General features: G+C 67.8%; 19 protein-coding genes. 11 read left to right on the top strand and 8 right to left on the bottom strand.

Annotated features, from left to right (window positions below):
• Positions 1 to 43 precede the first annotated feature (43 nt).
• Positions 44 to 577, bottom strand: a complete 534-nt coding sequence (locus AC07OC_RS12345) for a hypothetical protein (protein WP_218339209.1) — start codon at positions 575 to 577, stop codon at positions 44 to 46.
• 250 nt (positions 578 to 827) lie between these two features.
• Here AC07OC_RS12345 and AC07OC_RS12340 point away from each other — a divergent pair, with 250 nt between their 5' ends.
• From AC07OC_RS12340 to recQ, 3 genes are all read left to right on the top strand, one after another.
• Positions 828 to 1,073, top strand: coding sequence for a type II toxin-antitoxin system Phd/YefM family antitoxin (locus AC07OC_RS12340; RefSeq protein WP_008904540.1), 246 nt, complete (start codon positions 828 to 830; stop codon positions 1,071 to 1,073).
• A 6-nt stretch (positions 1,074 to 1,079) separates the two neighbouring features.
• Positions 1,080 to 1,514, top strand: a complete 435-nt coding sequence (locus AC07OC_RS12335; RefSeq protein WP_492244791.1) for a type II toxin-antitoxin system VapC family toxin — start codon at positions 1,080 to 1,082, stop codon at positions 1,512 to 1,514.
• A 126-nt stretch (positions 1,515 to 1,640) separates the two neighbouring features.
• A complete protein-coding gene (gene recQ, locus AC07OC_RS12330) occupies positions 1,641 to 3,497 on the top strand; it encodes a DNA helicase RecQ (RefSeq protein WP_492808271.1) in 1,857 nt (618 codons plus the stop codon).
• Positions 3,498 to 3,565: 68 nt separating this feature from the next.
• Here recQ and ipdC read toward each other — a convergent pair whose 3' ends face one another.
• The 6 genes from ipdC to AC07OC_RS12300 all read right to left on the bottom strand — a co-directional run bounded on the left by ipdC (position 3,566) and on the right by AC07OC_RS12300 (position 11,456).
• Positions 3,566 to 5,212 carry an indolepyruvate/phenylpyruvate decarboxylase gene (ipdC, locus tag AC07OC_RS12325; RefSeq protein WP_494601271.1) on the bottom strand — a complete coding sequence of 549 codons (1,647 nt, stop codon included), beginning with the start codon at positions 5,210 to 5,212 and terminating at the stop codon, positions 3,566 to 3,568.
• Positions 5,213 to 5,378: 166 nt separating this feature from the next.
• Entirely contained in the window at positions 5,379 to 6,026 is a 648-nt protein-coding gene (locus tag AC07OC_RS12320; RefSeq protein WP_494601434.1) for an anaerobic ribonucleoside-triphosphate reductase activating protein, read from the bottom strand.
• Positions 6,027 to 6,060: 34 nt separating this feature from the next.
• Positions 6,061 to 6,261: an anaerobic ribonucleoside-triphosphate reductase gene (gene nrdD, locus AC07OC_RS12315; protein ID WP_369641049.1), complete on the bottom strand. Its 201-nt coding sequence runs from the start codon at positions 6,259 to 6,261 to the stop codon at positions 6,061 to 6,063.
• Between the two features lie 95 nt (positions 6,262 to 6,356).
• Complete coding sequence (locus AC07OC_RS12310; protein WP_492244793.1) at positions 6,357 to 8,375, bottom strand: ribonucleoside triphosphate reductase; 2,019 nt, start codon at positions 8,373 to 8,375, stop codon at positions 6,357 to 6,359.
• 295 nt (positions 8,376 to 8,670) lie between these two features.
• Positions 8,671 to 9,099 carry a hemerythrin domain-containing protein gene (locus AC07OC_RS12305; RefSeq protein WP_218296530.1) on the bottom strand — a complete coding sequence of 143 codons (429 nt, stop codon included), beginning with the start codon at positions 9,097 to 9,099 and terminating at the stop codon, positions 8,671 to 8,673.
• A gap of 71 nt (positions 9,100 to 9,170) precedes the next feature.
• Positions 9,171 to 11,456: a nitric-oxide reductase large subunit gene (locus AC07OC_RS12300; RefSeq protein ID WP_494601268.1), complete on the bottom strand. Its 2,286-nt coding sequence runs from the start codon at positions 11,454 to 11,456 to the stop codon at positions 9,171 to 9,173.
• A gap of 238 nt (positions 11,457 to 11,694) precedes the next feature.
• On the opposite strand from AC07OC_RS12300, the gene norR reads away from it, so the two are divergent.
• The 5 genes from norR to AC07OC_RS12275 all read left to right on the top strand — a co-directional run bounded on the left by norR (position 11,695) and on the right by AC07OC_RS12275 (position 17,803).
• Positions 11,695 to 13,260 carry a nitric oxide reductase transcriptional regulator NorR gene (norR, locus tag AC07OC_RS12295; RefSeq protein ID WP_494601266.1) on the top strand — a complete coding sequence of 522 codons (1,566 nt, stop codon included), beginning with the start codon at positions 11,695 to 11,697 and terminating at the stop codon, positions 13,258 to 13,260.
• Between the two features lie 113 nt (positions 13,261 to 13,373).
• Complete coding sequence (locus AC07OC_RS12290; protein ID WP_218296527.1) at positions 13,374 to 14,597, top strand: threonine ammonia-lyase; 1,224 nt, start codon at positions 13,374 to 13,376, stop codon at positions 14,595 to 14,597.
• An 80-nt stretch (positions 14,598 to 14,677) separates the two neighbouring features.
• On the top strand, positions 14,678 to 14,824 hold the full coding sequence (locus AC07OC_RS12285; protein WP_218296526.1) for a hypothetical protein: 147 nt from the start codon (positions 14,678 to 14,680) through the stop codon (positions 14,822 to 14,824).
• A gap of 81 nt (positions 14,825 to 14,905) precedes the next feature.
• On the top strand, positions 14,906 to 15,625 hold the full coding sequence (gene queC, locus AC07OC_RS12280; protein ID WP_218296525.1) for a 7-cyano-7-deazaguanine synthase QueC: 720 nt from the start codon (positions 14,906 to 14,908) through the stop codon (positions 15,623 to 15,625).
• Positions 15,626 to 15,931: 306 nt separating this feature from the next.
• Positions 15,932 to 17,803: a phosphoenolpyruvate carboxykinase (GTP) gene (locus tag AC07OC_RS12275; protein WP_218296524.1), complete on the top strand. Its 1,872-nt coding sequence runs from the start codon at positions 15,932 to 15,934 to the stop codon at positions 17,801 to 17,803.
• A 172-nt stretch (positions 17,804 to 17,975) separates the two neighbouring features.
• Here the strand turns inward: AC07OC_RS12275 and AC07OC_RS12270 are convergent, their stop codons facing one another.
• Positions 17,976 to 18,416 carry a hypothetical protein gene (locus AC07OC_RS12270; RefSeq protein WP_218296523.1) on the bottom strand — a complete coding sequence of 147 codons (441 nt, stop codon included), beginning with the start codon at positions 18,414 to 18,416 and terminating at the stop codon, positions 17,976 to 17,978.
• Positions 18,417 to 18,541: 125 nt separating this feature from the next.
• On the opposite strand from AC07OC_RS12270, the gene AC07OC_RS12265 reads away from it, so the two are divergent.
• The 3 genes from AC07OC_RS12265 to AC07OC_RS12255 all read left to right on the top strand — a co-directional run bounded on the left by AC07OC_RS12265 (position 18,542) and on the right by AC07OC_RS12255 (position 21,024).
• Positions 18,542 to 19,501 (top strand): LysR family transcriptional regulator, encoded by a 960-nt coding sequence (locus AC07OC_RS12265; protein WP_218296522.1) that lies wholly within the window; start codon positions 18,542 to 18,544, stop codon positions 19,499 to 19,501.
• Between the two features lie 143 nt (positions 19,502 to 19,644).
• On the top strand, positions 19,645 to 20,490 hold the full coding sequence (locus AC07OC_RS12260; protein WP_218339216.1) for a metallophosphoesterase: 846 nt from the start codon (positions 19,645 to 19,647) through the stop codon (positions 20,488 to 20,490).
• A gap of 111 nt (positions 20,491 to 20,601) precedes the next feature.
• A complete protein-coding gene (locus tag AC07OC_RS12255) occupies positions 20,602 to 21,024 on the top strand; it encodes a universal stress protein (protein WP_218296520.1) in 423 nt (140 codons plus the stop codon).
• The last annotated feature ends 82 nt before the right edge of the window (positions 21,025 to 21,106 follow it).

Here is a 21,106-nt window from a genome sequence, read left to right as displayed (position 1 = left end):
CCGCTATTGTAGAAAGCCGGGCTAAACGGCTTTCTACCCTGGACTAATCTGCCTTCATGCGTGCGAACAAGGATTGCGCCGCCCGCAGAGCTTCTTGGCGCACGGATTCATCCGCCGTGGGGAGTTCGATGCCATCTACCCCGTCCACGAACATGGGCCCACCCACATCGTCGTCGTAGCTGGAGCCATCCTCGTGAATAGCCCGGTAGTCGCCTTGGGTGAGATCCTTACCCAGCAACCAGGCGTAGTGAAACCAGGTCCATACCTTGAGCGGATCGTCCGCGTGCCATGATTCCATCAGCTTCGCCAATGGCCCGCAGCGCTCACGGGGCATGCCCAGCGCCTCGGCCCGCGCCGCGCATGGCCCAGGATGCAAGTTACCGTAGTGCGCCAGGAGCGGCTGCGATGGCAGGGGGCATAGCAGGCCATGGGCCTTCAGTGCGGCGTGGGAGCCGAGCCCCAGCGCAGCGGCCAGCAGTTCATAGACGTGAGACCGCTTGACGTTGGCACGGTCGGCGCCTGCAATCGTTTGAAGGTGGGTTTGCGCCTGACGCGCAAACGAAGCGATGTTGTTCATGTGAAACCTTTCTTCAGCGAGCGCGCAACGCCGGGAAAGTGCACACGTTTAAGCCACGGCAGCGCACTCTATGAATAGAGGCCGCATGAAATCAATGAAGAGGAAGAAGAGAGCCTTTTTTGCTCGTGTGCAAGCAGGGTGGGCACCGTACGAAATTGTAAGCCGGTGATTGGCAAGGCCTCTTGATTTGACAGCATCACGCCACCCAACCATACTAGTCAGTCTAGTCAAATCAGCAAAAGGAGCCTTTATGCATGCTTGGCAACTACAAGACGCCAAAAGCCGCTTTAGCGAACTGGTGGAATGCGCACTGAACGAAGGCCCCCAACTGGTTACCCGGCGTGGCAACGACGCCGTGGTGCTGATGGCCGCGCCCGAGTACCGGCGGCTGGCGGGCGAGGATGCGCTGGTGTCTCTGCTGTTGCAGGCGCCACGCGGGGAGCCGCTGGATACGGCACGGTCAGCCGAACCCATTCGCACGTTGGCGCTGGAGTGATCTGAAGTGAAGTACCTGCTGGACACTTGCCTGCTGTCTGAATTGGTGCGGCCCGCGCCCAATCCCGCAGTGCTGGAGTGGATGGGCGCGCGCACGTCTGCCGACCTGTTTGTCTCCGCTCTGACACTGGCCGAGCTGGAGCGAGGCATTGTGCGACTGCCTCCTTCGCGCCGCCAGAGCGAACTGGCCACTTGGCTCGCCAGTGTGCAGGCGGGGTTTGGGCAGCGGACTCTGGCCTTCACACGGGATACGGCCGGGTATTGGGCGCGCCTGTGCGCGCAGGCCGAGGCAGCGGGCAAGCCGATGGCGGCTTTCGACTCGCTGATTGCCGCGACGGCGCTGGAGCATGGCCTGGCCGTGGTCACGCGCAACGTGAGCGACTTTGCCAGCGCACCCGTGGTGCTGATCAATCCTTGGGACATAGCACCCGGCGCACAATAAGCCCCTTCGCGAGCGGGCACACTCGCCGCGAAAGTATTGGTCAAATTGGCCTCTAGCGCTTGACATACAAGCGCTACCAGCTATTAATTTTAGAGTATCCGCTTGTCCTCCCGCCTGTCTCCCGCCTTGTCCCCCGCCCATACCGTCCTGCAGGACGTCTTCGGCTACGAGCAATTCCGCGGCCCCCAGCAGGCCATCGTTGAACACGTGATCGCGGGCAGCGATGCCCTGGTGTTGATGCCCACGGGCGGCGGCAAGTCGCTGTGCTACCAGGTGCCGGCCATCGTGCGCCAGCAGCAGGGGCGCGGCGTGACCATCGTGATCTCGCCCCTGATCGCGCTGATGCACGACCAGGTGGGCGCGCTGCACGAGGCGGGGGTGGATGCGGCCTTTTTGAACTCCACGCTGAGCTTTGACGAGGCGCAGGACGTGGAGCTGCGCCTGCAGACCGGCGACATCACGCTGCTGTATGCGGCGCCCGAGCGGCTGAACACGCCGCGCTTCCTGGGCCTGCTCGACAGCCTGTACCACGAGGGCCACCTGTCGCTCTTCGCCATCGACGAGGCGCATTGCGTGAGCCAGTGGGGCCACGACTTTCGCCCCGAGTACCGCGCGCTCACGGTGCTGCACGAGCGTTATGCGGGGGTGCCGCGCATCGCGCTCACGGCCACGGCCGACGACCTCACGCGCGCCGACATCATCGAGCGGCTGCAGCTGGAAGACGCGCGGCTGTTCATCAGCAGCTTCGACCGGCCCAACATTCGCTACACCATCGTCGAGAAGAAGGACGCCACCACGCAGCTGCTGCGCTTCATCGAGCGCGAGCACGCGGGCGAGGCGGGCGTGGTGTACTGCCAGTCCAGGAAACGCGTGGAGGAGCTGGCGGCCACGCTGAGCGACGCCGGCCTCACGGCCCTGCCCTACCACGCGGGGCTCGACACCAAGGTGCGCCAGCGCAACCAGGACCGCTTCCTGCGCGAGGAAGGCATCGTGATGGTGGCCACCATCGCCTTCGGCATGGGCATCGACAAGCCCGACGTGCGCTTCGTCGCGCACGTGGACATGCCCAAGAACATCGAGGGCTACTACCAGGAGACCGGCCGCGCGGGCCGCGACGGCCTCAACGCCGATGCCTGGATGGCCTATGGCCTGAACGACGTGGTCAACCAGCGCCGCATGATCGACGAGAGTCCGGCGGGCGAGGAGTTCAAGCAGGCACTGCGCGGCAAGCTCGACGCGCTGCTGGCCCTGGCCGAGGCCACCGACTGCCGCCGCGTGCGGCTGCTGGCCTACTTTGGCGAAGCCTCCACGCCCTGCGGCAACTGCGACAACTGCATCAGCCCGCCCGCCGTGTGGGATGCGACCGATGCGGCGCGCAAGCTGCTGTCCACCATCTACCGCGTGAACCAGGCCAGCGGCATCAGCTTTGGCACGGGGCACATCATGGACATCCTGCGCGGCAAGAAGACCGAGAAGGTCGCGCAGTTCGGGCACGAAAAAATCTCCACCTTCGGCATTGGCGCGGACCTCTCGGAACCGCAACTGCGCGGCGTGCTGCGCCAGCTGATCGCCACGGGCGCTTTAGGCCTTCAGAAGGTGATGCTGGACAGCGGCCACAGCTTCGACACGCTGTGCCTCACCGAGGGCTCGCGCGCCGTGCTCAAGGGCGAGGTGCCGGTGCAGCTGCGCGAATCGGTGTCGTCCGCACCGGCCAAGCGCACGCGCAAGGGCAGCGCCCCGCCCGCCGCCGCCGCCAACCTGGGCCCGGACGCGCAGGTGCGCTTCATCAACCTCAAGGCCTGGCGCGCCGAGGTGGCGCGCGAGCACAACCTGCCCGCGTATGTGATCTTCCACGACGCCACGCTCGCGGCGATTGCCGAACGCAACCCGGGCACGCTGGACGACCTGCAGGGCATCAGCGGCATGGGGGCGAAGAAGCTCGAAGCCTACGGCGCCGACGTGCTGCGGGTGGTGGGCGGCTGAGCCGCCCGGCCACCGGCATCGCCCCACCCCCTGCCAGGCTGGCGCGCGCGTGCGTGTGGCGGGGAGGGCTACCTTCCCGCGCGCAGCGCGCGAATGCCCTCTGAAAAACGCCGCAGCGTGGGCGTGCTGTCGCCCGGCGGCACCATCAGCTCGATGAGCTGGAAGCGCCCGCGTTCGGCAAACGCGGCATCGAGCGCCGCCTTGAACTGGGCGCGCGTGTGCACCCGGTGGCCGCGCCCGCCCAGGGCGTCGGCGGCATCGGCCAGGTGCCAGTCGCCGAGCGCGGCGCAGCGCGACGTGGTCTGGAACGCGCGGATCATTTCCCAGGTCTGGTTGTTGAGCACGATGGCGATGGGGTCCAGCCCCAGGCGCGGGCAGTTGCCCAGCTCCCAGCCCGTCATCTGGAAGGCGCCGTCGCCCACCAGGATGAGGCTGCGCTGGCCCGTGGCCACCTGGGCGCCGATGCCGGCCGGCACCCCGAACCCCATCGACGCGTAGTAGCCCGGTGCCACCAGCGGCGTGGGCAGCAGCTCCATGGCGGCGAACAGGCAGTCGCCGATGTCCGAGGCGATGTTCATGGGGCCGTGCGCGCGGATGCGGTCGTTGAGCGCGCGGGAGAGGTCGGCCGCGCACACGGGCGCATCGTCGGCCACCAGGCCTTCGGGGCAGATGGGCGGGGGTGGCAGCGCGCGTGCCATCGCAACGCCTGCTGCCGGGGCACGGTCCAGCAGCGCCTCCACCAGCGCGGCCAGGGGGATGTCCGGGTACAGGTGGTGGCCCACGCGCGCCTCGCGGTGCGCGGCGATGAGCGCGCGGCGGAAGTCCATGCGCTGGGCGCTCACGCCGAAGTTGCTGTCCGACAGGATGGCGCCCAGCATCACGGGCAGGTCGGAGTCGTCAAGCAGCGCGCTGGTCTCCGGTGCGCCCGCCACGCCCAGGTAGGTGCCGTGGAAGGGCACGCCGGCATGTCCCGCGTCCTCGGCGAGCAGGCCCCGGCCCATGAAGGTGGTGAGCACCGGCAGCTGCAGGCGGCGCGCGAGTTCGGCCACGCGGGCTTCCAGGCCAAAGCGGCGCACCTCCACGTCCACCACCAGCACGGGGCGCCGGGCCGCCTGGATGCGGGCCATCCATTCGTCGGCGCATTCGGCCACGGCGGCTGCGTTGAACGGGCTGGGGGGCAGCACCGGCACCTCGGCCATGGGGTGCAGCGTCATGTCGCGCGGCACCTCGATGAGCACGGGCTGCGAGTATTCGCGGCAGCTGCGCAGCACGCGGGCAAGGTCGGCTGGCGCGGTGGCGGGGTCGGACAGGCGCACCTGGTCGCAGGTGATCTCGCGGAAGATGCGCCACTGCGAATCGACATGGCGCACCTGGTGGTGCAGCACCAGGCCGGAGTGCGCCTCGACCTCGCCGGGGCAGCCGGCCAGCACCACCAGCGGCGAGCGCTCGGCATAGGCCCCCGCCACCGCATTGACCACGTTGAGCGCACCCGCGCCGTAAGTGACGGCCACCACGCCCAGCCCGCAGTGCATGCGCGCGGCGGCATCGGCGGCAAAACCCAGCGAGGGTTCGTGGCTGAGCGTGACCAGCGGCAGGATGCCGCTTTCCTCGATCTGCGCGAACAAGGGCAGGATGAAATCACCGGGGATGCCGAAGATCTCGCGCGCGCCGTGGTGCTTGAGCGCGTGCAGCAGCTGGAGGCCGAGGGGGTTCATGGAGGATTTCCTGACAAGGTGGTGCCGTTGTGCGGCGGTGGCGCGAATGATCCGCGCGGGCCGCGCAAAGCACTTCTGACGCGCATCAAGGCGTGTGCAACAGCGGCCGTATTTGCATGCTTATTTCATGCAGGCCCTTGCAACGCAGGAAATCTGCGCCCGGCACTCACACCCGGCGCAAGGTGAATCCGGAAAACAGCGCGGCCAGTTGCTGCTGGTGCGCGGGCGCCAGCGCCCAGGCCGGGGCGCCGAGCACGCGGCATTCCTGCAGCGCCCAATGCCGCACCCCGCGCGCGGCCAGGGCCTGGGCCAGTTCCAGCAATTCGCCCACACCAAACAGGCCCGCGTGCCAGGTGGTGCGGCATTCGTGGTCGATGCCATGGGCCAGCATGGCATCGAGCGCGGCCCAGGCGCGCGCGCCGCTGCCGGGGGTGGCGGTGATGGCGTCGTAGCGCTGCGGCAGGGCCTTGATGTCCAGCCCCACCCAATTGAGGCGCGGCAGCAGCGCCGCCAGCCGTCCGGGGTACATGCCGCCGGTGTGCAAGGCGGTCTGCAGGCGCAGTGCGCGCACGGCATCCACCGCAGCGGGCAGCGCGGCTTGCAGCGTCGGCTCACCGCCCGAAAACACCACGCCGTCGAGCAGGCCCCGGCGGCTGTGCAGGAACTGCAGCGCCTGGTCCCACGGCAACGCCGGGGGCGCGGCGGCGTCGAGCAGCCCGGGGTTGTGGCAGTAGCCGCAGCGCCAGGGGCAACCCTGGCAATAGAAAACGGCCGCGAGGCGACCGGGGAAGTCGATGGTGGTGAGCGGCGTCATGCCGCCCAGCCGCAGCGCGGACGCTGGCGGCGCCTCAGCAGGCGTTGCTTCCACCACGCGCCTGCTCTGAAAAGAAACGGCGCTCGGCGTGCTCGCCCTGCTTGCCCGTGTTGAAGCTGGCCACGGGGCGGTGGTAGCCCATGACGCGGGTCCAGACCTCGCAGGGCTGGCGCTCGCCGTCGGTGAGCTGCACGGCGGCCAGGGCGGCCTGTTCGGGGGTAGAGAAATGGCTCATGTGATCTCCTTCATGGTTAAAAAATGCTTCTTTATTGATAGCTGCCAGCGCTTTATTGATAAGCGCTACAGGCCAATTTGGTTTGAAATTCGAGGTCAGGCCGCCAGCCGCCGCCGCTTGGCGTCCAGCCGCTCTTCGTCGCAGCGCGGGCAGAACGGGTGCTCGCCCGCCAGGTAGCCGTGCGTGGGGCAGATCGAGAACGTGGGCGTGACGGTGATGTAGGGCAGGCGAAAGCGCGTGAGCGCGCGCCGCACCAGATCGCGGCAGGCCGCGCCGCTGGACAAGCGCTCGCCCATGTACAGGTGCAGCACGGTGCCGCCGGTGTATTTGGATTGCAGCGCCTCCTGCCGCATCAAGGCCTCGAACGGGTCGTCGGTGAAGCCCACGGGCAGCTGCGAGGAGTTGGTGTAGTAAGGCTGCTCGGACGTGCCCGCCTGCAGGATGGCGGGCCAGCGCTTTTTGTCTTCCTTGGCGAAGCGGTAGGTGGTGCCTTCGGCGGGCGTGGCCTCCAGGTTGTAGAGGTGGCCGGTTTCTTCCTGGAAGGCGGTCATGCGCTCGCGCACGTGGTCGAGCAGGCGCACGGCAAACGCGTGGCCCCATTCGCTGGTGATGTCGTGCCGGTCCGCCGTGAAGTTGCGCACCATCTCGTTGATGCCGTTCACGCCCAGCGTGGAAAAGTGGTTGCGCAAGGTGCCCAGGTAGCGCTTGGTGTAGGGGAACAGGCCCTGGTCCATCAGGCGCTGGATGAGCTTGCGTTTGGTCTCCAGGCTTTGTTTGCCCAGTTCCAGCAGGCGGTCGAGCGCGGCGAACAGGCCCGCCTCATCGCCCGCATGCTGGTAGCCCAGGCGCGCGCAGTTGATGGTGACCACGCCCAGGCTGCCCGTCTGCTCGGCGCTGCCGAACAGGCCGTTGCCGCGCTTGAGCAGTTCACGCAAATCGAGTTGCAGGCGGCAGCACATGGAGCGCACCATGTTGGGCTCCAGCTCGGAGTTGATGAAGTTCTGGAAGTACGGCAGACCGTACTTGGCCGTCATCTCGAACAGCAGCTGCGCGTTCTCGCTCTCCCACGGAAAATCCTTGGTGATGTTGTACGTGGGGATGGGGAAGGTGAACACCCGGCCCTTGGCATCGCCCGTGGTCATCACGTCGATGTAGGCGCGGTTGATGAGGTCCATCTCGGCTTGCAGCTCGCCGTAGCTGAACGGCATTTCCACGCCAGCGATCACGGGCACCTGCTCGCGCAGGTCCTCGGGGCAGGTCCAGTCGAAGGTGAGGTTGGTGAACGGCGTTTGCGTGCCCCAGCGCGAGGGCACGTTGAGGTTGTAGACCAGCTCCTGGATGCACTGGCGCACGGCGGCGTAGTCCATGGCATCAATGCGCACAAAGGGCGCCATGTAGGTGTCGAACGACGAGAACGCCTGCGCGCCCGCCCACTCGTTTTGCAGCGTGCCCAGGAAGTTCACGATCTGCCCCACGGCCGAACTCATGTGCTTGGGCGGCCCCGCCTCCACCTTGCCCGGCACGCCGTTGAGCCCCTCGTGCAGCAGCGTGCGCAGCGACCAGCCCGCGCAGTAGCCGCTGAGCATGTCGAGGTCGTGGATGTGCAGGTCGCCGCTCCTGTGCGCCTCGCCGATCTCAGGCGTGTAGACGTGCGACAGCCAGTAGTTGGCCGTGACCTTGCCCGCCACGTTCAGGATCAGCCCGCCCAGCGAGTAACCCTGGTTGGCGTTGGCGTTCACGCGCCAGTCGGCGCGCGTGAGGTATTCGTTGATGGAGCTTTCCACATCGACCAGCGTCTGCCGGTCGGCGCGGAGCTGGGCGTGCTGCTCGCGGTAGACGATGTAGGCGCGCGCGGTCGCCAGGTGGTTGGCGGCGATCAGCGTCTGCTCGGCCACGTCCTGGATCTGCTCGATGGTGGGTGCCTCGCCATGGAAGCGGTGGATCAGCACCTTGGTGACCTGGGCGGTGAGCAACGCCGCTTCGTCGGCGCCGTATTCACCCGAGGCCTGGCCCGCGCTGGCCAGCGCGGCGCGGATGCGTTCGGCGTCAAAAGGAACGCGCTGGCCGCTGCGCAAAACGACTTCGCGGGGCAAGGTGGAAAGGGTGGACGCCATGGGTTCGACCAATCTGTGGAACGGGTTAAAAACACTACCTATGGTGTCCACGATACCCACCAGCCACTATAGGTAGTTTGACCCAACACAATCGAGGCGGTAAGCAGGGGTAAAAAAAATGCCGGCACAAAGGCCGGCGAAAGGAAGGTGCCGTCAGGCCCTACCGATGGATGGGGGTGCGTGTGATGGCACGCTGGAGCACAAGAGGTGTGCGTGGAAAAGGTGGGTGTTTTTGTTGGGGGCTAGGGGCTGCTGGGGCTCCACCGCTGCGGCCGGGCTGCGCTCGCGTGGGCGCTCAATGGCAGGCGGCGGTTTCTTCCTCCTCGATGCGGGGATAGAAGTCATGGTCTTCGCGCTGCATGCGCTCGAACACCCGGCGCAGCACCACGTTGGCCTCGTCCCGAAAGCCCTGCGCATCGCGGCGCACGGCCTCGGCCGTGTTCCAGCGGCGCGCAAAGGCGTCGTAGGCACTGGCAATCGAGGCCATCTCGCTCTGGTACTGGCGGCCCAGGCGCGCCAGTTCGGCGTTGCCACCGCGCTGCAGTGCGGGGTACAGCACCTGGTCTTCCACGGCCAGATGCAGCTTGATGGTGCCGCTCATCGCCACGATGCCCTGCGCGATGGCCGTGGCGTTGGCCTGCACGCCCGCGTGGGCCAGGGCGCGCAAGGTGGCGATGCTGCGCAGGATGTCGGTGTGCTGGTGCTTGAATTTGTCGAGGTTCATGGTCAGTCCTTGTGGGCAAACGGTGTGTGAGCGCGGTGGCCGCTTGTGGCAGCCGCCGCGCACGGTGCATTTCAGCGACGGGCCTGCGCCAGGTAGGCCCCCGTGGAAGCGGCCGGGGCCCGCGAACCGAACACACCGCTCACCACCTGCCAGGCCATGGCCAGCGCGCCGACGATGAAGACCACGTCGCCGAAGGTGCGCACCCAGCGCAGCGTCTGGATGAAGGGCTGCTGCATGAAGGCCTCGCCCCGGGCGTACCACAGGCCTTCGCTCACGCTCGCGTGGAACTGGAACAGGGCGATGGGGAACAGGCTGGTGGCGATCATCAGCACCAGGCCGGCGTTGAGCCACCAGAAGCCCGTCTTCATGAGCCGCTCGCTGAACACCAGCTGCGGCCGGATGTAGCGCAGCACCAGCAGCGTGAAGCCCAGCGCCAGGAAGCCATACACCCCGAACAGCGCGGCGTGGGCATGCACCGGCGTGGTGTTCAGGCCCTGCACGTAGTACAGCGAGATGGGCGGGTTGATCATGAAGCCGAAGACACCGGCGCCCAGCATGTTCCAGAAGGCCACGGCCACGAAGCACATCAGCGGCCAGCGCAGGCGGGCCATCCAGGGCGTGCGGTGCTGCAGGCGCCAGTGTTCCCAGGCCTCGTGGCCCAGCACGACCAGCGGCACCACTTCGAGCGCGCTGAAGGCCGCGCCCACCGCCATCACCGGGGTGGTGGTGCCTGCAAAGTAGAGGTGGTGGAAGGTGCCGGGCACGCCGCCCAGCATGAACAGCGAGGCCGAGGCCAGGCTGGCCGTGGTGGCCATGCGCACCGACACCAGCCCCAGCGTCGAGAAGATGAAGGCGAGCGCCGTGGTGGCGAAGACTTCGAAGAAGCCCTCAACCCACAGGTGCACCACCCACCAGCGCCAGTACTCCATCACCGACAGGTGGGTGCGTTCGCCGTAGAAGAAGCCCGCGCCGTAGAACAGGCCGATGGCCACCACCGACGCCGTCAGCAGCGCCAGCAGGTTCTTGTCGCCGCCGGGTGTGCGCAGCGCCGGCACGATGCCGCGCAGCATGAGCACCAGCCAGAAGGCGATGCCGGTGAACTTGCCGATCTGCCACAGGCGGCCCAGGTCCACGTATTCATAGCCCTGGTGGCCCAGCCAGAAGTTCCACTCGGGCGGCATGATCTGCGCGATAGCCAGGTAGTTGCCCGTGAACGAGCCGACCACCACCACGACCAGCGCCCAGAACAGGATGTCCACGCCCAGCTTCTGGTAAGCCGGGTCCTTGCCCCCATTGATGAGCGGCGCGAGGAACAGGCCCGCGGCCAGGAAGCCCGTGGCGATCCAGAACAGCGCGCTCTGGATGTGCCAGGTGCGCACCAGCGAATACGGGAACCACTGCGACACGTTGATGCCGTAGAACTGCTGGCCTTCCACCGTGTAGTGGGCCGTAAAGCCGCCCAGCAGCACCTGGAAGCTGAACAGCGCGACGATGAGGAACAAATACTTGCCCAGGGCGCGCTGCGAGGGCGTGAGCGGCACGCGCGAGAGCGGGTCATGCTGGGGTGGCGTGGGCTCCACCTCGTCGTGCTTGCGCAGGAAGGACCAGCCCCACACGAGGAAGCCCACGCCCGCCATCATCACGACCACGCTCATCACCGACCAGACCATGTTCTCGGCCGTGGGCTTGTTGCCGATCAGCGGCTCGTGGGGCCAGTTGTTGGTGTACGTCGCCGTGGTGCCGGGGCGCTCGGTGGCGGCGGCCCAGGCCGTCCAGAAGAAGAAACCCGTCATCTGCGCGCGCCGCTCGGCGCTGGGCAGGGTGTTCTCCTTCATGGCGAAGTGCTCGCGGGTCTTGTGCAGCGCAGGCACGTCGCTGAAAAGCTGGTCGTAGTACAGCGCGGTCATCGCGATCGCGTCGGCCCGCGTGGACGACACCGTGGCCACGCCCGTCTCGGGGCTGTAGGTGTTGGTGCGGTACTCGGTCTTCATGCGGTCGCGCAGCACGGCCTGGGCGGCGGCGTCGATGTCTGCAAACGGCTTGCCATGGGCGCGCTCGGACGCCACTTCCAGCCAGTTGAGCAGCTCGCGGTGCAGCCAGTCGGCCGTCCAGTCGGGTGCCTGGTAGGCGCCGTGGCCCCAGATGGAACCCAGCTGCATGCCGCCCACCGACTGCCAGGCGGTCTGGCCGTCGAGGATGCTGTCGTGGGTGAAAAGCACTTCACCCCCGGCCGTGGCGATCCTGGCGGGAATGGGCGGCGCGGTGCGGTAGACCTCGGCGCCGTAGTAGCCCAGCAGGCTGAAGGTGACGATGAGCACGCCGATCAGCGTGAACCAGAGCTTGCGGTAGTTACCCATGGCGGGCCTCCTGCTTCAACAGAACAACAACGAAGGGGCGGCGCCAGCGTGCGCTGGCGGCGTGGGGTCGGGGTCTTGTGGTCATGGCTTTTCGGAACGAGTGAATCGGTGTCACTGTCCACATCGCAAGCGCCGGGCCAGGGCTGCAGGCCCATCAAATCAACCACTTGCAGCGGTCATGGTCTTTTTGACCATCCATGGATAGGGTTTAATTCACCCATCAAAGGTAAATATCACCATGGACCATAGCCCCCTGCTCGCCGACCTGGCCACCGATCTGCCCCAGGCCGTGCGCCTGCAGCGGCTGGCGGACCACCTGCGCACGCGCTTTCACTGCGGGGCCGTGGCCCTGCTGCAGCTGGAGGAAGACCACCTGCGCCCCGTGGCCGTGGAGGGCCTGGTGCGCGAGGCGCTGGGCCGGCGCTTCGTGGTCAGCCAGCACCCCCGGCTCGCCGCCATCCTGGCGCGGCGCGAGGTGACCTGTTTCGACCACGACAGCACCCTGCCCGACCCCTACGACGGCCTGCTCGACACCCTGGTGGGCGAGCCCCTGCCCGTGCACGACTGCATGGGCGTGAGCCTGTGGGTGGACGGCCAGCCCTGGGGCGTGCTGACGCTGGACGCACTGCAGACCGGCACCTTCGGCGAGGCCGCACGCGCCGCGCTGGCCGACTGCAAGGTGCTGGTGGAGGCGGCCGTGCGCATCTCGCGGCTGGAGCGCGAGGTGCAGGCGCTGCGCAGCGCCCCCCACACCCGCAGCGCCGACGACGAGCGCACCACCCGCGCAAGCGATGGCGACATGGAGATCGTTGGCCAGAGCGAGCCCCTGCTGCGCCTGCTGCACGAGCTCACGGTGGTGGCGGGCTCGGACCTGCCGGTGCTGCTGCTGGGCGAAACCGGCGTGGGCAAGGAGCTGTTCGCGCGCCTGCTGCACCGCCAGTCCACGCGCCGCACCAAGCCCCTGGTGCACGTGAACTGCGCGGCGCTGCCCGAGTCTCTGGCCGAGAGCGAACTCTTCGGCCACGTGCGCGGCGCGTTCTCCGGCGCAGTGGCCGATCGGCCCGGGCGCTTCGAGGCCGCCGAGGGCGGCACGCTGTTCCTGGATGAGGTGGGCGAGCTGCCGCTGGCCGTGCAGGCCAAGCTGCTGCGCACGCTGCAGAACGGCGAGATCCAGCGCCTGGGCGCCGACCGCCCGCGCCGCGTGGACGTGCGCGTGATCGCCGCCACCAACCGCAACCTGCGCGAGCAGGTGCGCGACGGCGCGTTCCGCGCCGACCTGTACCACCGGCTGTCGGTGTACCCCGTGCCCATCCCGCCGCTGCGCGAACGGGGCAACGATGTGCTGCTGCTGGCAGGTCGTTTTCTGGAACTGAACCGCGCGCGCCTGGGCCTGCGCAGCCTGCGCTTGTCGGCCAGCGCACAGGACGCACTGCGCCGCTACCCCTGGCCCGGCAACATCCGCGAGCTGGAGCATGTGGTCAGCCGCGCCGCCCTCAAGGCCCTGAGCCGGGGCGTGAACCGCGCCGACATCGTGACGCTGGAGCCTGCACTGCTCGACCTGGACGCCGACGCTGCCAGCGTGGCCCATGCCCCGCCGGACGCCAGCGCCCCCGCCGTGGCCACCACGCCGCCCACCCCCACCACCGCCGAAGGCCCGCTGCGCGACGCCGTGGATGCCTGCCAGCGGCACGCCATCACGCAGGCCCTGGCGCGCCACCAGGGCAACTGGGCCCAGGCGGCGCGTGCGCTGGAGGTGGACGCGAGCAACCTGCACAAGCTGGCGCGCAGGCTGGGCATCAAGTAGATGCTTCCATTTTGATAGCATTCAGCGCTTACCCCTCAAGCGCTGGCGGCCATTTTCTTCCCATGTCCATGCCGGGGGGCCTGCGGCACGCGGGCCTGCGCCACAATGGCGCCATGCTGACCCTCCAAGACATCCGAGACGCCGCCACCCGCCTGCAGGGCCAGGTGCTGGACACCCCCTGTGTGGAATCCAAGACGCTCTCGCAGATCGTGGGCGCGCAGGTATTCCTCAAGTTCGAGAACCTGCAGTTCACGGCCTCGTTCAAGGAGCGGGGCGCCTGCAACCGGCTCACCTTGCTGGTCGACGCGGAACGTGCCCGCGGCGCGGCGCCCGGAACGACGCCGGGTGTGGTGGCCATGAGCGCGGGCAACCATGCCCAGGGCGTGGCCTACCACGCGCAGCGCCTGGGCCTGCGCGCGGTGATCGTGATGCCGCGCTTCACGCCCGGCGTGAAGGTGGAGCGCACCCGCGGCTTCGGCGCCGAGGTGGTGCTGCACGGCGACACGCTCGAAGAAGCCCGGGCCCACGCCTACGGGCTGGCCGATGCGCAGGGGCTGACGTTCGTGCACCCCTACGACGACGAAGCCATTGCCGCGGGCCAGGGCACGGTCGCGCTGGAGATGCTCGCCGCCCAGCCCGATCTGGACATGCTGGTCGTCGCCATCGGCGGGGGCGGGCTGATCGCCGGCATGGCCACGGCGGCCAAGGCGCTCAAGCCCGGCATCGAGATCGTGGGCGTGCAGGCGGCGCGCTTTCCGTCGATGGTCAACGCCGTGCGGCACACGCAGCACCCCATGGGCACCTCGACCATCGCCGAGGGCATTGCCGTGGGCACCCCGGGCAAGATCACCCAGGAGGTGGTGCAGCGCCTGGTGGACGACCTGGTGCTGGTGGACGAAGGCGATATCGAGCAGGCCGTGCTGATGCTGCTCGAAATCGAGAAGACGCTGGTCGAGGGCGCGGGCGCCGCGGCCCTGGCGGCGCTGGTGCGCCACCCCGCCCGCTTCAGGGGCAAGCGCGTGGGGCTGGTGCTCTCGGGCGGCAACATCGATCCGCTGCTGCTGGCCGCCATCATCGAGCGCGGCATGGTGCGCTCGGGCCGGCTGGCGCGCATCAAGGTCAGCGCGCGCGACGTGCCGGGCGTGCTCGCGCGCATCACCGCCACCGTGGCCGACGCGGGCGCGAACATCGAGGAAGTGCACCACCAGCGCGCGTTCACCATGCTGGCCGCGCAGAACGTGGAGATCGAGCTGGTCCTGCAGACAAGGAGCAAGGCGCACGTGGACGAGGTGCTGGGCAAGCTGCGTTCGGCGGGCATGGAGGCCGACCTGATCTGACCCCCGGCGCGGGGTTTTCAGCCCCGTGCACGCCGGCGCGGCTAGAATTGCGCAAGTTTTAAGCATCTGGAGCCCACACCATGTCCGACCACCACACTACGCACGCCCCCGAATCGCTCCCGCACGATCCTGTGGAAAACGTGGTTCACGTGATTCCCGTGGTGCTGCCCGTGGTCGGCGGCATCATGATGTTCCTGCTGGCCTTCATCGCCGTGTACATGGCCTGATCGATTGCCCTGGCACCGCCACAAGCCCCGCTGCGCGGGGCTTTTTTTCGCCTTGCACCACCCCCGTCACCAGGAGACCCCATGAGACCCGGACACGCCCTCGTCCTTTTTTCCGGTGGCCAGGACTCCACCACCTGCCTGGCCTGGGCGCTCACGCAGTTCGAGCGCGTGGAAACCATCGGCTTCGACTACGGCCAGCGCCACCATGTGGAGCTGCAGGCCCGGCAGGCAGTGCTGGCGGCCCTGCGGTCCCGCTTCGGGCCATGGCGGGACCGGCTCGGCGACGACCACATGATCGACCTGGCCGTGCTGGGCCGCATCAGCGACACGGCGCTGACCAGCGACGCCGAGATCCAGATGACCGCCGCCGGCCTGCCCAACACCTTCGTGCCGGGGCGCAACCTGCTGTTCTTCAACCTGGCCGCCGCCGTGGGCTACCGGCGCGGGCTGCACACGCTGGTGGGCGGCATGTGCGAAACCGACTTCTCGGGCTACCCCGACTGCCGCGACGACACGCTCAAGGCGCTGCAGGTCGCCGTGTCGCTGGGCATGGGGCAGCGCTTCACGTTCGAGACGCCGCTCATGTGGCTGGACAAGGCCGCCACCTGGGAGCTGGCCCGCACCCTGGGCGGCGACGCGCTGGTGGATCTCATCATCACCGAGTCGCACACCTGCTACCACGGGGTGCGCGACACGCTGCATGCCTGGGGCTACGGCTGCGGCACCTGCCCGGCGTGCGAGTTGCGCAAGGCGGGCCATGCGCGGTGGCAGGTCGGCCAGACAGGCCAGCCCTGCACCTGAAGGGCGGGACAGAGCGGGACTGGGCGGATTGTGATGCATAACCTCATGCATCTTTTGCATGGTTTTAGCCCCAGTCTGACAGACAAGCGGTCGGCAGATTCATAAAATTGACACCCCAGCCGACCCGCGGAATCCGTGGAAATAGCCTCCACCCCGTGGGGCTGATCCACGCTCCCGCCCGCCGACTGAGCACGAAAGCCGTTTTTTCAAAGGCAGCGCTCAGCATCGCAACTGCGCCAGGCCTTGCCGCGATCCACCGGGTCCGCTTCCTTTGAAAAAACTGTTTTTCAACTTAGGAAGCTCCCGATGAACGCACCCACCATGCAGGGCCTGAATCTCAACGCCCCCGCTTACGTCAAGAACGCCCGGCTGCTCGCCTGGGTGGCCGACATGGCCGCCCTGTGCAAGCCCGACACCATCTATTGGTGCGACGGCAGCAAGGAAGAGTACGACCGCCTGTGCCAGCAGCTGGTCGACGCCGGCACCTTCAAGAAGCTCAACCCCGCCAAGCGCCCCGGCAGCTTCCTGGCCTGGTCCGACCCATCGGACGTGGCCCGCGTGGAAGACCGCACCTACATCTGCTCGGCCGCCAAGGAAGACGCAGGCCCCACCAACAACTGGATGGCACCCGCAGAGATGCGGGCCACGCTGCAGCCCCTGTTCGACGGCTGCATGAAGGGCCGCACCATGTACGTGGTGCCTTTCAGCATGGGCCCCCTGGGCAGCCACATCGCCCACATCGGCGTGGAGCTGACCGACAGCGCCTACGTGGCCGTGAACCAGCGCCTCATGACCCGCATGGGCAAGGCCGTGTACGACGTGCTGGGCGTGGAAGGAGAGTTCGTGCCCTGCATGCACACCGTGGGCGCCCCCCTGGCCGAAGGTGAAAAGGACACGACCAGCTGGCCCTGCAATCCCAAGGTCAAGTACATCGTGCACTACCCCGAGACGCGCGAGATCTGGTCGTACGGCTCGGGCTACGGCGGCAACGCGCTGCTGGGCAAGAAGTGCCTGGCCCTGCGCATCGCGTCGACCATGGGCCGCGACCAGGGCTGGCTGGCCGAGCACATGCTCATCCTGGGCGTGACCAACCCCGCCGGCAAGAAGTACCACGTGGCCGCCGCCTTCCCCAGCGCCTGCGGCAAGACCAACTTCTCGATGCTGGTGCCGCCCGAAGCAGGCTTTGCCGGCTGGAAGGTCACCACCATCGGTGACGACATCGCCTGGATCAAGCCCCATGCCGACGGCAAGATGTATGCCATCAACCCTGAAGCCGGCTACTTTGGCGTGGCCCCCGGCACGAACATGCACACCAACCCCAACTGCATGAAGAGCCTGGACAAGGACGTGATCTTCACCAACGTGGCCCTGACCGACGACGGCGACGTGTGGTGGGAAGGCATGGAAAAGGACACCGGCAAGCTCCCGGACCACCTGATCGACTGGCAAGGCAAGGACTGGACGCCCCAGATCGCCAAGGAAACCGGCGCCAAGGCGGCCCACCCCAACTCGCGCTTCACGGTGGCCGCCACCAACAACCCGGCGCTCGATGCGCAGTGGGACGACGCCAACGGCGTGGCGATCGACGCCTTCATCTTCGGCGGCCGCCGCTCCACCACCGTGCCGCTGGTGACGGAAGCCCGCACCTGGACGGAGGGCGTGTACATGGCCGCCACCATGGGCTCCGAGACCACCGCCGCCGCCTTCGGGGCCCAGGGCGTGGTGCGCCGCGACCCCTTCGCCATGCTGCCGTTCTGCGGCTACAACATGAGCGACTACTTCCAGCACTGGCTGAACATGGAAGGCAAGATCGCCGCCACCGGCAAGGCCGTGCCCAAGGTCTTCTGCGTGAACTGGTTCCGCAAGGACGAGGCCGGCAAGTTCGTCTGGCCCGGCTACGGCGACAACATGCGCGTGCTCAAGTGGATGATCGACCGCATCGAAGGCCAGGCCCAAGGCCAGGAAACCATGTTCGGCGTGGCGCCCCAGTACGCCGAGATCAACTGGACGGGCCTGGATTTCAGCGCCCAGAAGTTCGACGCCGTGACCAGCATCGACAAGGCGGCCTGGGCCGATGAGTTCAAGCTGCACGATGCCCACTTCGAGCAACTGGCCTACCACCTGCCCACGGCCCTGCTGGACACCAAGGCCCTGCTGGAAAAACGCCTGGCTGCATAAAACCCTGTTCTTCCCAGTCCGAGAAACCGCCCCTTCTGCCGAACGGGCGGTTTTTTCATGGGCCGGCGCCAGGGGGAAACAGGCCAGGCGCAGGACAGCCGGCCCATGAAAAAAGCCGTGGCGAGCATTCGCCACGGCTTCAAGGGGATCGGGACGGCCGCGCAGCGCGGTCTCAGTAGTACGTGCGGATATCGTTCACCGTGGGGATGCCCATTGCATGGTTCAGTTCAGCCATGATGCGGGGATCCTTCATGGCGACTTGCCAGGTGCGCTCGTCGTCCGCGGCGCGGCGGCGGTTTTCCGCCCAGGCGCGGCCTGCCACGCGCAGAGCGGCGCCAGCACGGCGTGCCGGGGCGGTCAGCAGGGCCAGGGCGGCGAACGCCACCAGCCACAGCACCATCCACGCGGCCAGCAGGTGGCCTTCGCTCCAGGTGTCGATCACCTGGTTGGCCACGACCAGCAGTGCCGACACGACGGCCGCGAGCAGCAGGGTGGCGGCGCCACGGGCGCCGTCAAAGTTGGCGGCCACGCTCTTCAGAGCGGCGGCGGCGTTTTCGGCGCGGACCACGCCGGGGTGTTCAGTGGGGTAGTCAACGTGTGCAAAGCTGGTCATTTCGGTTTCCCTTTTCTAACGCTTGTGGCGAGATTGCCGGGCGATGGGGTGATATTAGGGTTTACCCTTTGCATGTTCAAGTTTATATTTTGAATCATTGATATTCATAATGGTGATGAATTCCCATGACACCCTTGAACTTCCGCTCGCTGGACCTGAATCTGTTGCGCGTCTTCGACGAGGTGATGGCCGAGCGCAGCCTCACGCGCGCGGCACACAAGCTGTCCATCACCCAGCCCGCCGTGAGCAATGCCATGCGCCGGCTGCGCGACGTGCTGGGGGATGAACTGGTGGTGCGCAGCGGCCAGGGGGTCGAGCCCACGCCCCGCGCCTTGGCGCTGTGGCCCCCCGTGCGCGAGGCCCTGGCCCATCTGCAGGACTCCCTGGCGCCGGGGCGCTTCGAGCCCGCCACGGCCGAGTCCACCTTTGTGCTGGCCATGGCCGATGCCACGGCGGCCACGCTGGTTCCCGCCCTCGTGGAGATCATCGAGCGCGAGGCCCCCGGCATCTCGATCCGGGTGCTGCCCCTGACCACCCGCGACCCCCGGCGCCTGCTCGACGAGGAAGCCGCCGACATGGCGGTAGGCTACTTTCCGGCCGTGCTGGCCGACCTCACGGCACGCGCGCAGTCGGGCGGGGCGGTCGCGTTCGAGAGCCGCCGCCTCTACGACGGGGAATACGTGTGCGTGATGCGCCAGGGCCACCCGCTGGCGGACGCGCCGCTCACCCTGGACGCCTATTGCGCTGCCCGGCACATGCTGGTGAGCTTTTCCGGCCGCCCCTTCGGTTTCATCGACGAGGCGCTGGCCTCCCTGGGCCGCGAGCGCAAGGTAGTGATCACGGTCAACCAGTTCTTCACCGCCGGGCGCGTGGTGTCGGGTTCGGACCTGCTGACGGTGCTGCCGCGCCACTTCGTGCCCGTCACGGGCATCTCCGACGCGCTGGTGCAACGGGCCCTGCCGCTGGACGTCCCGCCCGTGCACGTCGATGCCCTGTGGCGCCGCCGCGGCCCGCAGCAGGCGGCGATGACCTGGCTGCTGCACGCCCTGGCGCGCTCGGCGCGCCGCACCTTTCCCGAACCGTGAGGCCCGGGCGCGGGCATCCCGCCCACCCACCCCAGCGCGGCCTGCCGCGGCAGTGCCTTGCGGCGGGATCTGGCGCATTTCGGGGTGCCGCCAGGGCATTCGCTTCGCCCCTTCCCACCCCGAGCCCGTAGACTGCGCGCTCCATGAACATCCAGCTGCTGTCCGATCTGCACCTTGAGGCGCACCCCCATTTCATCCCCGAACCGGCCCCCGGCGCCGATGTGCTGGTGCTTGCGGGGGACGTGGGCTCCTACCAGCAGGGCTCGCTGCTGCAGGACGATGACTTCGGCCTCGCCCGGTTCTCGCCCCTGGCCCCGTACGCGGGCTGGCCCACGCCGGTGCTCTTCGTGCCCGGCAACCACGAATACGACGCGCAGGATTTCGATGCGGCCCACCAGCGGCTGCGCAGGACCTGCGAACGGCTGGGGATCACCTGGCTGGAGCGGGAGGTGGTCACTCTTCAAGGTGTCCGCTTCGTGGGCACCACGCTCTGGAGCGATTTCGACGCTTTGGCGGACCACGAAGGCACCACCGACCTGGCCAGGCGCCTGAAGCTGCGCGACAAGGCTTTCCGGGCGGCGAATTTCTATCTGCGCAAGACGGGCGGCACCCGCCATGCGCAGCCGTTCCTCGCCGAGGCCGTGCGCGACCAGGCCCTGGTCTGCCAGCAGTGGCTGGCCGACGCGCTCGCGGTCCCGTTCGACGGGCCCACGGTCGTGGCCACGCACTTCGCGCCCAGCCTGCGCAGTGCCGACCCGCGCTACGGCATGGTGCCGGGCACGGCGGGCTTCTGCAACGCGCTGGACGCCCTGCTGCCCCGCGCGCAGCTGTGGCTGCACGGGCACCTGCATGCCCCGAGCGACTACACGGCACGGGGCCTGCGCGAGGACGGCACGCCGTGGCAGTGCCGTGTCGTGGCCAATCCGCTGGGTTATGCGCGCAAGGGCGAGCAGGCGGCGTTCCAGGCGCAGTGCTGCATCACCTTATGATCGGCGCACGGGGCCCTGCCGCCCCGCAGTGCAGAGGAAAAAACATGACCCAGGTCAAGACAACAGAAGTCCGCGCACGTTAGTCTGACCCATTCCTTTTCGGAGAACACCATGAACATCCTGCTTGCTGTCGACGGCAGCGCCTACACCAAGAAAATGCTGGCTTACCTGGCCACCCACGAAGAACTGCTGGGGGGCAACCACCAGTACACGGTGCTCACCGTGCAGGCCCCGCTGCCCGCGCGTGCCCGCGCGGCCCTGGGCAAGGAAGTCGTGGAGAACTACCACGCCGAAGAAGCCGAGAAAATCCTGGCGCCCGTGTGCAAGTTTCTCGCGCGCCACGGTGTGGAGGCCAAGCGCAGCGTCAAGGTCGGCACGGTGGGCGAGAACATCGCCAAGGTGGCCGACAGCGGCAAGTTCGACCTGCTGGTGATGGGCTCCCACGGCCACGGGGCCCTGGCCACCCTGGTCATGGGTTCGGTCACCACGCAGGTGCTGGCCCACAGCAAGGTGCCCGTGCTGCTCGTGCGCTGAGCCCCGCCGCCCGGCGCAGGCCGCGCCCTGCCTCGGCAGGGTTTTTCGCCCACAAGACAAGAAAGCCCGGCATGCCGGGCTT

This window comes from Acidovorax sp. GW821-FHT10E04 (genome assembly GCF_059415185.1).
Note: the sequence above shows the minus strand (reverse complement) of the source record. Positions and strands in the feature narration are given on the sequence as shown.

Coding starts and splice junctions, on each gene's coding strand:
- AC07OC_RS12345 (WP_218339209.1), bottom strand. CDS start 577: ATGAACAACATCGCTTCGTTTGCGCGTCAGGCGCAAACCCACCTTCAA.
- AC07OC_RS12340 (WP_008904540.1), top strand. CDS start 828: ATGCATGCTTGGCAACTACAAGACGCCAAAAGCCGCTTTAGCGAACTG.
- ipdC (WP_494601271.1), bottom strand. CDS start 5,212: ATGAACCCCCTCGGCCTCCAGCTGCTGCACGCGCTCAAGCACCACGGC.
- AC07OC_RS12320 (WP_494601434.1), bottom strand. CDS start 6,026: ATGACGCCGCTCACCACCATCGACTTCCCCGGTCGCCTCGCGGCCGTT.
- nrdD (WP_369641049.1), bottom strand. CDS start 6,261: ATGAGCCATTTCTCTACCCCCGAACAGGCCGCCCTGGCCGCCGTGCAG.
- AC07OC_RS12310 (WP_492244793.1), bottom strand. CDS start 8,375: ATGGCGTCCACCCTTTCCACCTTGCCCCGCGAAGTCGTTTTGCGCAGC.
- AC07OC_RS12305 (WP_218296530.1), bottom strand. CDS start 9,099: ATGAACCTCGACAAATTCAAGCACCAGCACACCGACATCCTGCGCAGC.
- AC07OC_RS12300 (WP_494601268.1), bottom strand. CDS start 11,456: ATGGGTAACTACCGCAAGCTCTGGTTCACGCTGATCGGCGTGCTCATC.
- norR (WP_494601266.1), top strand. CDS start 11,695: ATGGACCATAGCCCCCTGCTCGCCGACCTGGCCACCGATCTGCCCCAG.
- AC07OC_RS12290 (WP_218296527.1), top strand. CDS start 13,374: ATGCTGACCCTCCAAGACATCCGAGACGCCGCCACCCGCCTGCAGGGC.
- AC07OC_RS12285 (WP_218296526.1), top strand. CDS start 14,678: ATGTCCGACCACCACACTACGCACGCCCCCGAATCGCTCCCGCACGAT.
- queC (WP_218296525.1), top strand. CDS start 14,906: ATGAGACCCGGACACGCCCTCGTCCTTTTTTCCGGTGGCCAGGACTCC.
- AC07OC_RS12275 (WP_218296524.1), top strand. CDS start 15,932: ATGAACGCACCCACCATGCAGGGCCTGAATCTCAACGCCCCCGCTTAC.
- AC07OC_RS12270 (WP_218296523.1), bottom strand. CDS start 18,416: ATGACCAGCTTTGCACACGTTGACTACCCCACTGAACACCCCGGCGTG.
- AC07OC_RS12265 (WP_218296522.1), top strand. CDS start 18,542: ATGACACCCTTGAACTTCCGCTCGCTGGACCTGAATCTGTTGCGCGTC.
- AC07OC_RS12260 (WP_218339216.1), top strand. CDS start 19,645: ATGAACATCCAGCTGCTGTCCGATCTGCACCTTGAGGCGCACCCCCAT.
- AC07OC_RS12255 (WP_218296520.1), top strand. CDS start 20,602: ATGAACATCCTGCTTGCTGTCGACGGCAGCGCCTACACCAAGAAAATG.